Source organism: Streptomyces sp. NPDC002588, assembly GCF_040295925.1.
GTDB lineage: Bacteria > Actinomycetota > Actinomycetes > Streptomycetales > Streptomycetaceae > Streptomyces.
Genome location: NZ_JBEOWF010000045.1, coordinates 17,704 through 32,044 on the forward strand (window position 1 = coordinate 17,704; position 14,341 = coordinate 32,044).

Annotated in this window: 14 protein-coding genes; 8 read left to right on the forward strand and 6 right to left on the reverse strand. The window is 70.3% G+C overall.

Translation table 11 applies throughout. From position 1 onward, the window contains the following. The first annotated feature begins 110 nt into the window (after positions 1-110). The gene (locus tag ABT057_RS38280) at positions 111-1,115 is read left to right on the forward strand and encodes a helix-turn-helix domain-containing protein (protein WP_352348526.1); all 1,005 of its coding nucleotides are present in this window, start codon (positions 111-113) and stop codon (positions 1,113-1,115) included. Positions 1,116-1,151: 36 nt separating this feature from the next. Here ABT057_RS38280 and ABT057_RS38285 read toward each other — a convergent pair whose 3' ends face one another. Then, positions 1,152-2,501, reverse strand: coding sequence for a helix-turn-helix domain-containing protein (locus ABT057_RS38285; RefSeq protein WP_352348527.1), 1,350 nt, complete (start codon positions 2,499-2,501; stop codon positions 1,152-1,154). A 331-nt stretch (positions 2,502-2,832) separates the two neighbouring features. Between ABT057_RS38285 and ABT057_RS38290 the strand changes: the two genes are divergently transcribed. The 5 genes from ABT057_RS38290 (at position 2,833) to ABT057_RS38310 (ending at position 7,620) form a co-directional block, all read left to right on the forward strand. Continuing rightward, positions 2,833-3,675 (forward strand): hypothetical protein, encoded by an 843-nt coding sequence (locus ABT057_RS38290; RefSeq protein ID WP_352348528.1) that lies wholly within the window; start codon positions 2,833-2,835, stop codon positions 3,673-3,675. Between the two features lie 101 nt (positions 3,676-3,776). Next, positions 3,777-4,154 carry a beta/gamma crystallin domain-containing protein gene (locus tag ABT057_RS38295; protein WP_352348529.1) on the forward strand — a complete coding sequence of 126 codons (378 nt, stop codon included), beginning with the start codon at positions 3,777-3,779 and terminating at the stop codon, positions 4,152-4,154. A 237-nt stretch (positions 4,155-4,391) separates the two neighbouring features. After that, positions 4,392-4,769, forward strand: a complete 378-nt coding sequence (locus ABT057_RS38300; RefSeq protein ID WP_352348530.1) for a beta/gamma crystallin domain-containing protein — start codon at positions 4,392-4,394, stop codon at positions 4,767-4,769. Positions 4,770-5,075: 306 nt separating this feature from the next. Beyond that, entirely contained in the window at positions 5,076-6,068 is a 993-nt protein-coding gene (gene hemB / locus ABT057_RS38305) for a porphobilinogen synthase (RefSeq protein ID WP_352348531.1), read from the forward strand. A 358-nt stretch (positions 6,069-6,426) separates the two neighbouring features. After that, entirely contained in the window at positions 6,427-7,620 is a 1,194-nt protein-coding gene (locus tag ABT057_RS38310) for an aminotransferase-like domain-containing protein (protein WP_352348532.1), read from the forward strand. Positions 7,621-7,627: 7 nt separating this feature from the next. On the opposite strand, the gene ABT057_RS38315 is transcribed toward ABT057_RS38310, so the two are convergent. Next, positions 7,628-8,413, reverse strand: a complete 786-nt coding sequence (locus ABT057_RS38315) for a DUF4253 domain-containing protein (RefSeq protein ID WP_352348533.1) — start codon at positions 8,411-8,413, stop codon at positions 7,628-7,630. Between the two features lie 211 nt (positions 8,414-8,624). On the opposite strand from ABT057_RS38315, the gene ABT057_RS38320 reads away from it, so the two are divergent. Then, positions 8,625-9,029, forward strand: a complete 405-nt coding sequence (locus ABT057_RS38320) for a hypothetical protein (protein ID WP_352348534.1) — start codon at positions 8,625-8,627, stop codon at positions 9,027-9,029. Between the two features lie 31 nt (positions 9,030-9,060). On the opposite strand, the gene ABT057_RS38325 is transcribed toward ABT057_RS38320, so the two are convergent. From ABT057_RS38325 to ABT057_RS38335, 3 genes are all read right to left on the reverse strand, one after another. Beyond that, positions 9,061-10,047 carry a helix-turn-helix domain-containing protein gene (locus tag ABT057_RS38325; protein ID WP_352348535.1) on the reverse strand — a complete coding sequence of 329 codons (987 nt, stop codon included), beginning with the start codon at positions 10,045-10,047 and terminating at the stop codon, positions 9,061-9,063. Positions 10,048-10,160: 113 nt separating this feature from the next. Further along, entirely contained in the window at positions 10,161-10,895 is a 735-nt protein-coding gene (locus ABT057_RS38330) for a helix-turn-helix domain-containing protein (protein ID WP_352348536.1), read from the reverse strand. A 59-nt stretch (positions 10,896-10,954) separates the two neighbouring features. After that, positions 10,955-11,734, reverse strand: coding sequence for a peptidoglycan-binding protein (locus ABT057_RS38335; protein ID WP_352348537.1), 780 nt, complete (start codon positions 11,732-11,734; stop codon positions 10,955-10,957). A gap of 272 nt (positions 11,735-12,006) precedes the next feature. Between ABT057_RS38335 and ABT057_RS38340 the strand changes: the two genes are divergently transcribed. Continuing rightward, entirely contained in the window at positions 12,007-12,447 is a 441-nt protein-coding gene (locus ABT057_RS38340; RefSeq protein ID WP_352348538.1) for a peptidoglycan-binding domain-containing protein, read from the forward strand. 77 nt (positions 12,448-12,524) lie between these two features. Here ABT057_RS38340 and argS read toward each other — a convergent pair whose 3' ends face one another. Next, entirely contained in the window at positions 12,525-14,294 is a 1,770-nt protein-coding gene (gene argS / locus ABT057_RS38345) for an arginine--tRNA ligase (protein WP_352348539.1), read from the reverse strand. Between the last annotated feature and the right edge of the window lie 47 nt (positions 14,295-14,341).

The following is a 14,341-nucleotide window of genomic DNA, read 5'->3' on the forward strand; positions in this document are numbered from 1 at the left end:
GGTTCGGGCGTGCAGTCTCACCCCAGACAACCGCACACATGCATCGGCCCCCGCCGGGACGGCAATCCCAGTGCGAGGGCCTGACCAACGAGGAAGAGCAGAACTTCCCCATGGCTGAGCAGAAGCCTAGTCCTGCCCCACGTCCGAATCACGGTGTTCGGCGATCCACCACCCACTCCGGCGTCACCCACGTACGAACGCACCAGTCGGGCCGCTACATCGTCGTCGGCAACCACCTCGCCCAGCACCGCGAGCTGTCGCTGACGGCCATCGGACTGGCCACCCACATCCTGTCGCTGCCGGAGGGCGCCCCGGTCGACATCCGCAGCCTCGCCGACCGCTTCCCCGAAGGGCGCGACCGGATCGCCTTCGCGCTGCGGGAGTTGGAGGCGTACGGCTATCTGGAGCGGGTCCGGGAGCGTACGGAGGCCGGGCGGTTGTTCACCCGCACGTACGCGCACCACACTCCCGGCGCCAACCTTGCGCCCGCGGCCTCCGGGCCTGTGCCGTCGCCCCGTCCTCGTGGGCGAAGCGCTGTGGTTCGTGCTTCCGGGGAAAGCCGCGAGACACCTCAGGAGGATGACCGAGGCGCGGCCCCGGCTGCGTCCTGTGATGCGCAGGCCGCTGCCGTAGTTCCTTCGCCATCTGCGGCTCCCGAGCAGACGCCCGGATCGCGGAGCCTGTCCGTAGAAGCAGCCCTTCTCGACGGGCGCCACGACAGAGCCGTCACGCTCCTCGCGGGCCTGCGCGGCACCGACAAACGCCTGATCCTCTCCCAGCGGGACCTGCGGTGGCTTGCCCCTGCCGTCACGGCCTGGTTGGACCGCGGTGTCTCGGCTGCCGTCGTCCACAGCACCCTGATCAGTGACCTTCCCGAAGTCATGCGGCACCCGGCTGCCGTGCTCGGCTACCGCCTTCGCGAACTGCTGCCCGCGCCAATCCCAGTGACCGTCGTGCCACCTGCCCTGCCAGCAGACAACCGGGCACAAGGCCGCCCTCATCCCTTCCAAACCTGCGACGGCTGCGAACGCGCCTTCCGTGCCCCGCACGCCGGCCGGTGCCGTGACTGCCGATCCCGGTTGTCGGAGGCAAGCGGGCCATGTCGCGCGGCTTGAGCCACATCCATGAGTGCCAGTGCTGTGCCGAGCACGTCAGTGGCTCGAATTCCAGGAGTCCGTCACGTCGCTCCACTCGGTGTCGTTGAGCAGGTACGCGTAGGAGGGACGGCCCTTGCTGCCGCTGGTGCGGAAGGGTTTCCCGTGGTCGTCGATCCGTATCGTTCCCTGACGGCCGCCGCTGGACCACTGCAGTTCCACGTACCAACTCACATCGTGGGCGGTGACATTGGCGGTGATGTACAGCACCTCGGGGTCGGACTGGCTGACCTTGTAGGGGAAACCGGGCTGGCCGGCCTTCGGCGCGATGACGGGGTGAGTGGCGTCGAGGTCCGTGTCGAAGGACCTCGTCTGCACGCCTGCGCCGCAGCCCGCCCAGCCCCGGTAGGCGTTCCAGGCCGGGGGTCGGCTCGAGCCGGCCACACGGACGTACATGGACTCGATGACGACGGTCGCGTCCCCGGTGCCCTGGACGGTCAGGGCCACCCGCTGCGTGTCGGCGGCGATGGCGCCGTGCGCCTTCGCCCAGCCCGGCGCGTCCTGCTCCACTGGTGGCGGCGCGACCTCGCTGGGAGGCCGGTTGATCAGGAAACTGTCGCCGCACTCATTGTCCCAGGTAAAGGCACGGGTGGTCACCGTCAGCGGGACCTCGTCGCTGTCCTGGGCGCCGCTCGGGGCAGCGCTGTGCGACGACTTCTTGGCGGCGGGCGCCGTGGGGGGCGCGGGGTGGCTCGGACTCGTGGTGGGGGACGCGGACGTGCTCGGGTGCGTCGTGGGGGAGGCGGAGGACGGCCGGCCGGAGGAGGCCACGGCGCCGATCGGCCGGCCGCTCCCCTCCGTGTGCGTCTCCTCTCCCTTCAGGTTGACCATGATCGCGGTGGATATGGCGACCGCGGCGGCAGTGCCCGCCGCGATCAGTGCCCACTGCTTGCGGGCGGTCCGGATGCGCGCCGGGGTGCCGTTCGTGAGGACGACCGCTTCCGGCGACGGTTCGGCGACGAGCGCCGGAGGGTTCCCGAGCGTGGGCGGAGGTGGGACGTCCGGCACCGCCTCCGGCAGGGCTTCGCCGGTGCCTGCCGACGCTGAGCGTGGCTCCTGCTCGGTCGGCTCCCCATCCGCCGCCCGCCGTGCGCGTTCCCGTGCCGCGTCCGCCAGGGCCCAGCGCCTGTGCAGCTCGTTCAGTTCCTCGGGGGTCGCCTTGCACACCCGGGCGAACCGGGCGACGACAGAGTTGTCGGCCGGCACCCCGTCCCCCTTGCAGTACCGGTGAAGCGACGTGGTGCTCATGTGCGCCCGCTTCGCCAGAGCCTCGTAACTCAGCCCGGACCGCTCCTTCAACTCGCGCAGCAGCGCGGCGAAATCGGCGATCTCTTCAGCCGCCCCCACCGGTCCTCCATTCCGTTCGGCATCCCACGATGGCCACGTTTCTCCAGGTCAGAGCCAGTGTGAGCATCCCGGCATTCCGAAACCCCCGATGGAATGGCGGATGGGACGCCGCCTGGCACAGGTTTGGGCCATCCAAGCACGGCGCCTCGCCGGACACGGTGACCGCCCCGCCCAACTCCTTTTCAAGGGCGCGTATTTCGGGTCGGACCCCTCCCGGGGCCAGGACCCCATCCCTGTACCCGGGAAGGCAAAACCCAGCATGGCTTCAGTCCGAGTCACACCCGCCGTGAGGCACGGGAAGCACCCTGGCATGAGCAAGACATGTCTCGGTGTGATCGCCGCCGGTCTGCTGGCCACCGGCTGCTCCGCAGGCCTTGCGGACAGCGCCCAGGACGTGAGGACCACCCCGCCGGCCATCGCGGCCGCACCGACAGCGCCCGCCACCGGATACGACGGACTGACAGGCCTGCCGCTTTCCGCCTACGGCACCTCCGAGCAGGACGACGTCCTGCTGTACGACACGAACGAGGCGCTGGTCGCCCGCTGCATGAAAAGCCGGGGATACACAAGCTATTCAGACCAGAAGAAGACCCAGACCGCCGCGAAGACGAAAGAAGAAAAAGAAGCGATCCGCCCGGCCGGCGCCTGGGGCTACATCGGCGGTGCGACCGCGAAGCGCATCGGTTTCCACGTCGCAGTGCCGGTCCCCGTCTCCAAAGGCCCGACCGGGCAGGAGCTGAAGGACTACAACGTCTGCTGGGACAAGGCGGACAAGCAAGTACCGTCACTCGCCGGCACCCGGGGCTGGAAACTGACCCAGGATCTGTTCGGCCAGTCGTTCCAGCGGGCGGCCGCGGACAGCCGGGTCGGAGCCGCGCGCAAAAGCTGGTCGTCCTGCATGAGCAGGGCGGGACATCCGGCCGACGATCCCGAGATGCTGGCCAATGGCTTTCTGAACGCCAAGAAGGCGACCGCGAAGGAGATCGCCGCGGCCACCGCCGACGAGTCCTGTACGCGGTCGTCGAATCTGGCCGGCGTCTACTTCGCGGTCCTCAGCGGATACCAGCAGCAGCTCATATCCGCCAACACCAAAGTCCTGACCGGTTACAAGACACAGGTCCAGGCGCAGATCGACCGGGCAGCACGTCTCCTGACCGCGTCTGACACGGCCTGAACCACACCCTCACCCCTCGACTCCGGACGGCACGGTGTCAGACCGCGCGCGACCGTCCGGCCTTCCAGCACGACAAGAAAAGCGAGAAAAGGAGAACTTGCGTGAATCGACGAGCAAAACAGGTGGTCCTGTCCGCGCTGACGACCTTCGTGGCGGCGGCCTCACTCACCGTCGCCACCGCGCCGCAGGCGTCCGCGATCAATGAAGTCCCCTGCAACCGGCCCGATTTCACCGAGGTGAGGGGGACCTCCGACTTTCCATGGGCCACATGGAGCGCGTGTTACGCCAACGCCGGAGAAGCGGGCGTCAACCCGGGCGCGGGGGATGACTACGCCCACTCAATCAGCACCGGCAACAACCGGGTCCAGTGGCACGGTGACGGAAGGTGGCAGCCCAATGCCCCGATCGCGAAGTGGGTCACCTTCACCTGGCCGAACCACCCTGGCGGGGTCCGCATCGACAAGATCCGGATCCTCTGAACAACCGCCCTCAGGGGGACGGCGGTCGTGTCCGATCGCGGTCCCCGATGCGCAGGGCCACGCGCCAAGGCCCTCAAAGATCTGTTGACCGCAGTGCCGCCTGCGTGCGAGCGAAGTCGCAGCCTTCGGCGGTGGGCAACAGTGCCCGCGGCACCCACACCCCTCGACTCCGGGCGGCACTGCGCCGGACGGCACCACCGTCCGGCCCCTCGGCACGACGAGAAATGGAGAACTCCCATGAACCAAAAAGCCAAACGAGTGGTCCTCTCCGCACTGACAACCCTCATGGCGGCAGCCTCACTCACCGTCGTCACCGCGACGCAGGCATCCGCGATCAATGGAGTTGGCTGCGACCGCAGCGATTTTCTCCACGTAGGAGGGCACAGCGATGAGACTGTTGGTAATTGGGAAGTGTGTTATGCCAACGCCGGAGAAGCGAATGTCAACCCCAAGGCCGGGACTGACTGGGTAGACTGGATCAGTACCGGCAACAACCGGGTCCAGTGGCACGGGGACGGAAAGTGGCAGCCCAGTACCCCGATCAACAAGTGGACCTATTTCGTCTGGCCGAACCACCCCGGCGGGGTCCGTATAGACAAGATCAGGATCCTCTGAACAACCGGTGTCAGCAGGGGGCGGCGGTCCTGCCCGATCGCCGTCCCGCACTGCTTGTTGATGGGCCGGCACGAGCCCCAATTCGGCCGACTGGCGTACCCAGGCCGGCGCACTCGAAGCACTCACAGCCGCCGACGGCCTGTGAACCTGTGACGCGTCTGCCGGGGGCGCGGTCCGGCGCTTGCGGGGTGCCGCCGCGCCCACCCGTGCCGCCCCAGCGGCACGATTGCCCGCAGTCACGAGGGCGAGTGTGCGGCGACACGGCGTCGGCAAAGTCGGGTCCGGGACGGGCGTAGCGTAGACGGCATGACGAAGTACGGATCCTTTCCCGGTGCGCGGCCGCGGCGGTTGCGGACCACGCCCGTCATGCGGCGGATGGTCGCCGAGACCCGGCTGCACCCGGCCGACTTCATCCTGCCCGCGTTCGTGCGGGAGGGCGTGAGTGAGCCGGTGCCGATCCAGGCGATGCCCGGGGTCGTGCAGCACACGCGGGACAGTCTGAAGAAGGCCGCGCTGGAGGCCGTGGAGGCCGGGGTCTCCGGGATCATGCTCTTCGGGGTGCCGGAGGAGTCGAAGAAGGACGCCCTCGGGACGCCGGGGACGGATCCGGACGGGATCCTCCAGGTCGCCATCCGGGATGTGCGGGCCGAGGTCGGGGACGAGCTGCTCGTCATGTCCGATCTGTGTCTCGACGAGACCACCGATCACGGGCATTGCGGGGTGCTGGACGCGCAGGGGCGGGTCGACAACGACGCCACGCTCGAGCGGTACGCCGAGATGGCTCAGGTGCAGGCCGACGCCGGGGCGCATGTCGTCGGGCCCAGCGGGATGATGGACGGGCAGATCGGGGTCGTCCGTGACGCGCTCGACCAGATCGGGCGGGAGGATGTCGCCGTCCTCGCCTACACCGCGAAGTATTCGTCCGCGTTCTACGGGCCCTTCCGGGAGGCCGTCGGCTCGTCGCTGCAGGGTGACCGTAAGACCTATCAGCAGGACCCGGCCAACTTGCGTGAGTCGATGCGTGAGCTGGCGCTCGACCTGGAGGAGGGCGCCGACATGGTGATGGTCAAGCCGGCCGGTCCCTACCTGGACGTCCTGGCGCGCGTCGCGGACGCGGTGGACGTACCGGTCGCCGCGTACCAGATCTCCGGCGAGTACTCGATGGTCGAGGCCGCCGCGGAGAAGGGCTGGGTCGACCGCGACCGGGCGATCTTCGAGACGCTGACCGGCATCAAGCGGGCCGGAGCGCGGAACATCCTCACCTACTGGGCGACAGAGGCGGCGTTGAAGCTCCGGTAGCTCCGGCGGTCTCCGAGGGGCCCTCGTCGCGGAGGCCCTGGCCGTCGTTGCACGCGGTGAGCGTCAGTGCGGCGGCCACGGTCAGGGCGGCCGCCAGGAGACCGGCGCGGCGGCGGACGGCGGGAGTGGGTCGTGTGGGCATGGGGCAAGCCTGGGGGCGCGGGCTCCGGCCTTCCACACTTGGCGTGCAAGTCGGGACACCGGTCCGGTCCCATACTGTCTGACCTGCGGAAACCCCGTCCCGTTGGGACGGCGTATGGGACGGCGTGCGGGACGGAACGGTGGCCTGCGGTCCGCACGAGGTCCACATACCGAATAAGGCGCATGTAGGCGCCAGCTATATCCCTAGGGTGCGGACATGACTCTCGCATCCGCCTCACCGCCCGCACTGGCCGCGCGCGCCCGGTCCACCGGGGGCTCGCCGGTCCGGGACATCCTCGCCGTGACCGCCCGCCCCGAGGTGATCAACTTCGCGGGCGGGCTGCCCGCGCCGGAACTCTTCGACCGGGAGGGGGTGGCGGCCGCCTTCCGGCACGTCCTGGAGGAGACCCCGGCCCGGGCCCTCCAGTACGCCACGACCGAGGGCGAACCGGAGCTGCGGGAGCGGCTGGCCGCGAGGACGTCGGTGCGGGGGCTGGCGACCGACGCCGACGACATCCTCGTCACCACCGGCTCCCAGCAGGGCCTGTCCCTGCTGGCGACGGCCCTCGTCGACCCCGGCGACACGGTCCTCGTCGAGGCGCCCTGCTATCTCGCCGCCCTTCAGGCCTTCGCCCTCGCAGGAGCCAGGATCGTCGCCGTCCCGGGGGACGGCGACGGCCCCGACCCCGACGCCCTCGCGGAACTGGTGGTGCGCGAGCGGCCCAAGCTGCTCTACACCGTCCCCACTTTCCAGAACCCCTCCGGCCGCACTCTCCCCGCCGAGCGCCGCGCCGCGATCGCCTCCGTCGCCGCGCGCCACGGCCTGTGGATCGTCGAGGACGACCCCTACGGCGAACTCCGCTACGACGGTGAGCGCGTCCCCTGGATCGCCGCCCACCCCGACGCCGTCGACCGCACGGTCCTGCTCGGTTCCTTCTCCAAGGTGATGGCCCCCGGTCTGCGGCTGGGCTGGCTGCGCGCCCCGGCGGAACTGCGGCGCGCCTGTGTGGTCGCCAAGCAGGCGGCCGACCTGCACACCCCGACCGTCAACCAGCTCGCGGCGGCCCGCTATCTGGCCGTGAACGACCTCGACGGGCATGTGGCGAAGGTGGCGGGCGTGTACCGCGAGCGCCGGGACGCCATGCTGGCGGGGCTGGCCGAGGCCCTGCCCGAGGGGTCGGCCTGGAACCGCCCGGACGGAGGCATGTTCCTCTGGGCCCGGCTGCCGGAGTCGTACGACACGACGGCCCTGCTTGCGCGGGTGGTGGAGGAGAACGTCGCGTACGTCCCCGGCGCCCCCTTCTACGCCGCCGACCCCGACCGCTCCACCCTCCGGCTCTGCTTCGTCACACAGACGCCGGAGGAGACAGCGGAGGGGCTGCGGAGGCTGGGGAAGGGGCTCGGGCGGTAGCCGAGGGTCAGTCCCACCAGAACGACCAGATGTGCTCTCCGACGAGCTGATCGGCGTAGGAGTCCGGCGACCCCGGGCCCTGCGTGATGTTGTCCGGGCAGAACGCGAAGTGTTCGGCGGCCACCGCGCGCGCCTCCTCCAGGGTGGCGGGCGGGGCGGCGACGGAGAGTACGAGGACGTCGAAGCCGAGTCCGACGACGCGTATGCCGAAGCGTTCCTCCCAGGAGCGGAGGACGGCGCACAGCCGGGCCACGTCGTTCTCGTAGTTGGCGGGGCCCATCCAGCCGACGGCCGCCGGCACGTCCGCGCTCCGCCGTGCCGGCACCAGGGCGAGATGCGGGGTCGTGAACCACGAACGGCTCTCGGCGGCCAGGGAGTCGGCCACCTGCGCGGCGCGTGTGTCCGGATCGGAGGTGAGGGTCGGGCTCCCGGCCAGGCCCGGCCACTCCTCGCCGTCCCCCGCGACCTCCTCCCAGTACTCCGCGAGGACCTCCTCGGGGTCGTGGTCGCCGGGATAGGACGGCTCGCCCGGCATCAGCTCCCACTCCTGCGGAGCGCCCTGCGAACCGCCAAGGTCCACAAGCACCGGCAGAAGCCCCGCGCGCGCCGAACGGGCGCCGAGCGCGGACCAGTTGCCCGATGCGGCGGGTCGCTCGGCATGCCACAGCAACGGCTCGTGCCACGGTCCCTCGTCAGTCGCGTCGATCAGTCTCCCCGGCGGGAGTTGGAGCCCCAGCGAACGGCCGCTCGGGTCGGACGCCAGCTTGGGCAGCGGATTGGGAAGAGTCGCCATGACCGCGACTGTAGAGGTCGCCACTGACAACGCCCGCCGCGGCCGCCGGCCGTCTCAGATCCGTCCCGGCCGGGGCGTGGGACGCGCAGGTCACAGGGGTTGTCGTGTTCCGTCGTCCCAGGGCGGCGGCTTTCCTTGCCGGGGCTTTCGGAGGTCTGCCAGCGTCGGGCCCCGAACAGATCCGGAAGACCCCGGAAGGGGGAGATCGACGATGTCCGTACGAACCGTGAAGGCGAAGTCGCTGACCCGTCTCGGTCTGGTGGTGGGGCTCGCCGCGACCGCGGCGGTCGTCGCGGCGCCCACCGCGTCGGCCGAGTCCTACAACGGCTGCGCGTGGCCGCGCGTGTGCTTCTACCTCACCGACGCCAACTGGAACAGCGCGGCCCCCACGGCTGCCTTCCAGGACGTCACCACGTCCTACCAGAACCTCGGTTCGCGCAGCCGGGGTGCGGACTGGGTCGTCAACAGCCGTAACGACGACCGTGCCTACCTGCGCTACATCCGCAACAGCACTGGCGCGACCGAGTACCTCTGCCTGCCGCCCAACTACCACGTCCACTTCTCGTCGGAGTTCACGGTGACGGGCGTCCGAATCGACACGGCGGCCGACTGCTGACACCCGCCCCCGCGCGCTGCGCCGACCGCCGTCACGGCCGGCGCAGCGCCTTCTCGCAGTAGGGCCAGTCGTGGAAGTCGTGGTGGACGCTCCACAGGCGTTCGGCGGCCTCGATGTTCCACTCGGGGTCGAGGGCCTTCGTGGGTGTGCCGCCGAGATCGTGCAGCCGGGCGTCGGAGATCTGGAAGAGCCCCCAGTTCCGGCTGCCGTTGGTGTTGGGCAGGATGTGCAGCGGGTCGAGGAACGACTGGCAGTCGGCGATGGCGACGGCGTCGTCCGGGTCCGCGGTGAACACCTGACGGATCCGCTTGCGGACCCGGTCCGGCGACCAGGTCGTCATCCGCACCTTCGAGTCGTAGAGCGCCTCCTTGGTGGCGTCCCCCACCACCCCGTTCGGCGAGACGCCCGCGAACACCTGGAACGCGGTCACCCGGCGCAGGGTCTGGGGGCCGAAGTCGCCGTCCACGTCGATTACCGCGCCACGGCGTCGCAGCAGCCTCTGCACCTCGGTCACGCACGTGTCGTGCTGGCCCATGCTCACCACCGGTTCGCACGCCTTCGAGAACAGCAGCCGGCTGTCCTGCTGCTCCTGCTTCCGCGTCCCGGACGAGGAGACGGCGGACACGGCCCAGCCGACGAGCGCGAGTAGGGCGACCGCGGCGACCGCGGCGACGGCGGTGACAGTGGTGACGGTGGTACGCGAACGGCGCCTCGGGGCCGGGGGCGGCGACTCGCCGGTCTCCACGGGTGCTTCCGGCGGCGCGGCAGTGGTCCGCTCCGTGTCCGCCAGGGCCCACAGTTGATGCAGTTCGCGCAGTTCGGCGGGCGAGGCGCCGCAGACGGTGGCGATGCGGTGGGCCACCCCGTAGTCCTGCGGCACGGCGCCGGAGCAGTAGCGGTGCAGGCTGGAACGGCTGATGCCGGTCTTCGTGGACAGGTCCTTGTAGCTGAGTCCGGCTCTCTCCCGCAAGGCACGCAGACAGGCCGAGAACCGGTCGGGCGCCCCGTTATCAATCATGTAAGTCCCCCTTGCTCGGCGAGACTTGGTCGGAGCCCCGCGCTGCCAATGTGCCAGAAGCGGGCAGCCGTGCGCAGGGGGCGGAGCGGCCTGGAGTCGCGAACGGGCCCCTTCTACCCCACCGTTCCCTCGAAGCACTCCTTCGCGCCGCCCGTCGCCGGCAGGAAGCAGGCCTGGACCGCCGTGCCGGGGCGGGATGCCGTCATGGGGGTGTGGACGTAGGTGTCCGCCTCGGAACGGGTCCCGACGCGGGCGACACGGCCCCGCAGTTCGGCGGCGTCGCCGATGCGGGTACCCCACATCCGTACCCAAGTGGCCCCGCACGCCCGGCTGTAGCGCAGCTGCAGGGTGGCTCCCGTGGCGGTGACGTGCTCGGCCAGGGTCTCCGGCTCGGCGACGCACTTCATGACCATCGGGTCCTTGCCCTCGCAGGCGGCGCCCCGGCAGGCCGGGCCGTTGGCGGACGGCGACGCGGACGCCGGCGGCCCGGCCGCCTCGCCGTGGTCGGGGAGGAGGACGACGGTCAGCAGGACCACCGCGAAGAGTACGACGGACATCGATGCGAGAACCGCCGCCAGCACCGCTCCCCGGTGCCGGGCGGGAGTGACAGGGGCCGTGGGTGTGGGGGCCGGGGGTGTCGGTCCGGACGGCGGGGCGGACCACTCCGCCTTCGCGATGTCCAGGAGGGCCAGACAGCGCCCGTCCGGTTCGCCGGCCAGGCGGCACAGCTCCTGTACCGCCTGACGTGGGGGCAGTGTCCGGCCGTTGAGATAGCGCTCCCAGGACGACTTGCTGAACGTGGTCCGCTCCGCCAGCCCCGCCAGGCTCAGCCCTGTCCGCTCCTTCAACTCCCGTAGCGTGGCGGTGAGTCTGGCACTCTCAGGAGACGGTGACCGCGAGGGAGTCGTCATCCGCGCAGGGCCTTCCACGTGTGCGGGCCGACCATGCCGTCCACGTCCAGCCCCGCCCGCTGCTGCAGGGCCTTGACCGCGCGCTGCGTCAGCGGGCCGAACATCCCGTCGATGCCGCCCGGCGAGATACCGGCCCGGCGCAGCAGACACTGCGCCTCGGCGACGTCGGGGCCCGCACTGCCGTAGGCGATCTCGGCGTCCTGGGTGCGGCTGATGCCCGCGTACCAGCGGCCGTCGGTCTGCCGGAGGCTGCAGCGGTACGCGGGCGCGTGTGAGGACGCGACGCCGGCGGCGGAGGCGGCGGGGGGAATGGCCGCCGTCGCCGGTTCGCCGTGGCCGTCGTCGAGCCGGGCGAGCAGCAGGACCGTCGAGGCGACGGCCAGGACCAGGGCGACCGAGCAGGCGACGAGCGCGATGCGCAGCGACCGCCCGGTAGCGTGGGCCGGGCCGGCCTCCACAACGGGCCCCTGCGGCGCCGGTCCCTGTCGCGTCGGCTCCTTCACGCGTACGCCGTCCCAGGCCTCGTCGGCCACCTCGTGCAGCGCCAGCATCCGGACCGGGTCGGCGCCGGCGATGCGGACGAGTGCCTCCACGGCCTCGGGGGGCGGCAGCGAGCGGCCGACCAGATACCGCTCCCACGACTTCTGGCTGTACTCCGTCTTCGCCGCCAGCTGCCGGGTGCTCAGCCCGGTGTGCTCCTTCAGCCGGCGCAGCTGCAGCACCAACTGTCGTACGCGCGGATCCAGTTCGGCGGACAGCGCAGTGCGGCGCGCCATGTTCCCCCCAGAGGTGCGGTGATGAACCGTGGTCAGCGGCCCCCCGCTGCGACGCATTCTGCATGAACAGTTCAACTCCTGTCACAGCCGTCCCGCGAGACCGTCCCTGCGGCCGGTGTCCTCGCAGGTCAGCGCGTGGGACGTCCCGTGAGGCCGTCAGTTCCGCCGGGGGCGTGGCGGCCCCGGCCGGTCGCGGACCACTCTCGAGTCGTCACCGGCTCGCCCTCAAACGGGCCCGGTGGCGGCGAACCAACGATCGGAAAGAGGAACGTATGCGACCGAACGTCCTGGCCAGGACCCTTGTCAGTCTCACCGCCGTCGCAGGCATCGCCGCCGGGACCCTGGCGGCCGCCGGTACCGGCTACGCGGCGCCGGCCGAGCAGCCCGCGGTGAGCGTCCAGGCCGCGGCCGCGGCCTCGTACGAGAACTTCGGCCTGACCATCGCCGAGGGCAAGAACGTCCAGAACTTCCTGGCGGACTACTGGGGCTACACCGACGACATCGACGGCAAGCTCGGCACCAACAGCTGGAAGGCGTTCCAGCGCTGCCTCAAGAAGTACTGGGGCTACACCGGGGAGATCGACGGCGACCCCGGCACCAACACGATCAAGGCACTCCAGCGCCTCCTGAAGAACGACTACGGCTACACCGGCGACATCGACGGCATCGCCGGCTCGGGCACCAAGGCCGCCTTCAAGCGGTTCGCCGCCTGACGGTCCCCCGCAACGCACCGCGGCCCGTCCTCCCCGGGGGAAGGACGGGCCACGGTGTTTTCGCGTGCCGTCCGCGGTCAGAGCCTGTCGGGCGTCCTGATGCCCAGGAGGGCCATGCCCTGGTGGAGGGTGCGGGCCGTCAGGTCCACCAGGAAGAGACGGTTCTCGACGACCTCCGGCGCGTTGTCCGGCGACAGCACGTGGCACTGGTCGTAGAACGTCGTCAGCAGGGACGCCAGCTGGTAGAGGTACGACGCGAGCTTGTGGGGCTCGTACGCCGACGCCGTGTCCAGGACGGTCTCGCCGAACTGGTCCAGGTGCAGGCCGAGGGCGCGCTCCGCGGGGGCCAGGTCCAGCTCCGGGTGGGCGGCCGGCTTGGCCTCGCCCGCCTTGCGCAGGATGGACTGGATACGGGCGTACGCGTACTGGAGGTACACGGACGTGTCGCCGTTCAGCGAGACCATCTGGTCCAGGTCGAACTTGTAGTCCCGGACCGCGGACGTGGACAGGTCGGCGTACTTCACCGCGCCGATGCCCACGTACCGGCCGTTCTCCACGATCTCCGGCTCGGTCAGGCCGACCTTCTGCGCCTTCTCCCGCACCACCGCCGTCGCACGGTCCACCGCCTCGTCGAGGAGGTCGACCAGCTTGACCGTCTCGCCCTCACGGGTCTTGAACGGCTTGCCGTCCTTGCCGAGGACCGTGCCGAAGGCCAGCTGGTGCGCCTTGACGTCCTCGTTCAGCCAGCCCGCCCTGCGGGCCGTCTCGAAGACCATCTTGAAGTGCAGCGACTGGCGGGCGTCCACCACGTACAGCAGCGTGTTCGCCTTGAGGTTGAAGACACGGTCGCGGATCGCGGACAGGTCCGTCGCCGCGTAGCCGTAGCCGCCGTCGGACTTCTGGACGATCAGCGGGACCGGGTTGCCGTCCGGGCCCTTGACGTCCTCGAAGAAGACGCACAGGGCGCCCTCCGAGCGGACCGCCACGCCCGACTCCTCCAGGAGGCGGCAGGTCTCCGCCAGCATGTCGTTGTAACCCGACTCGCCGACGATGTCCTCGTCCCGGATCTCCATGTCCAGCTTCTCGAAGACGGAGAAGAAATAGATCTTCGACTCGTCGACGAACTTCTGCCACACGGCGAGCGTGTGCGGGTCGCCGGCCTGGAGGTCGACCACCCGGCGGCGGGACCGCGTCTTGAACTCCTCGTCGGAGTCGAACAGCCTGCGCGCGGCCTTGTAGAGGCGGTCGAGGTTCGACATCGCCTCCTCGCCGCTGACCTGCGACTCCTTGTGGTCCAGCTCGTGCGGGTGCTCGTCCAGATACTGGATGAGCATGCCGAACTGGGTGCCCCAGTCGCCGATGTGGTGGCGGCGCACGACCGACTCGCCGGTGAACTCCAGCAGTTGGACCACCGCGTCACCGATCACCGCCGAGCGGAGGTGACCGACGTGCATCTCCTTCGCCACGTTCGGCTGGGCGTAGTCGATGACCGTCGTCCCCGGGCGGGGGGCCGGCGCGACGCCGAGGCGGTCCTCGTCCGCGTACCGCGCGGCCAGGTTCTCGGTGATCGCCCGGTCGGTGATCGTGATGTTCAGGAAGCCGGGACCCGAGACCTCGATCTCCTTGATCACCCCGCCGGTGGTCACCTGGGACACGACCTGCGTCGCCAGCTCCCGCGGGTTCGCCTTCGCCTTCTTGGCCAGCGCCAGCACCCCGTTGGCCTGGAAGTCGGCCCGGTCGCTTCGGCGCAGCAGCGGGTCCGCGCCGGCGGCCTCCGGCAGGGTCGCCGAGAGCGCGGACGCGAGATGCTGCTGGACGGAGTCGCTGAGGGACGTGACCGAGGCCATAGGAGTGGGTGCCGTTCTCCTCGTGGGGATGGATAGACACGCCCAGT

Bases quoted from the DNA above. Each gene is read 5' to 3' on its own strand.
- hemB (WP_352348531.1), top strand. From the start codon at position 5,076: ATGACGAAGTACGGATCCTTTCCCGGTGCGCGGCCGCGGCGGTTGCGG.
- ABT057_RS38310 (WP_352348532.1), top strand. From the start codon at position 6,427: ATGACTCTCGCATCCGCCTCACCGCCCGCACTGGCCGCGCGCGCCCGG.
- ABT057_RS38340 (WP_352348538.1), top strand. From the start codon at position 12,007: ATGCGACCGAACGTCCTGGCCAGGACCCTTGTCAGTCTCACCGCCGTC.
- ABT057_RS38315 (WP_352348533.1), bottom strand. From the start codon at position 8,413: ATGGCGACTCTTCCCAATCCGCTGCCCAAGCTGGCGTCCGACCCGAGC.
- ABT057_RS38300 (WP_352348530.1), top strand. From the start codon at position 4,392: ATGAACCAAAAAGCCAAACGAGTGGTCCTCTCCGCACTGACAACCCTC.
- argS (WP_352348539.1), bottom strand. From the start codon at position 14,294: ATGGCCTCGGTCACGTCCCTCAGCGACTCCGTCCAGCAGCATCTCGCG.
- ABT057_RS38320 (WP_352348534.1), top strand. From the start codon at position 8,625: ATGTCCGTACGAACCGTGAAGGCGAAGTCGCTGACCCGTCTCGGTCTG.
- ABT057_RS38325 (WP_352348535.1), bottom strand. From the start codon at position 10,047: ATGATTGATAACGGGGCGCCCGACCGGTTCTCGGCCTGTCTGCGTGCC.
- ABT057_RS38335 (WP_352348537.1), bottom strand. From the start codon at position 11,734: ATGGCGCGCCGCACTGCGCTGTCCGCCGAACTGGATCCGCGCGTACGA.
- ABT057_RS38280 (WP_352348526.1), top strand. From the start codon at position 111: ATGGCTGAGCAGAAGCCTAGTCCTGCCCCACGTCCGAATCACGGTGTT.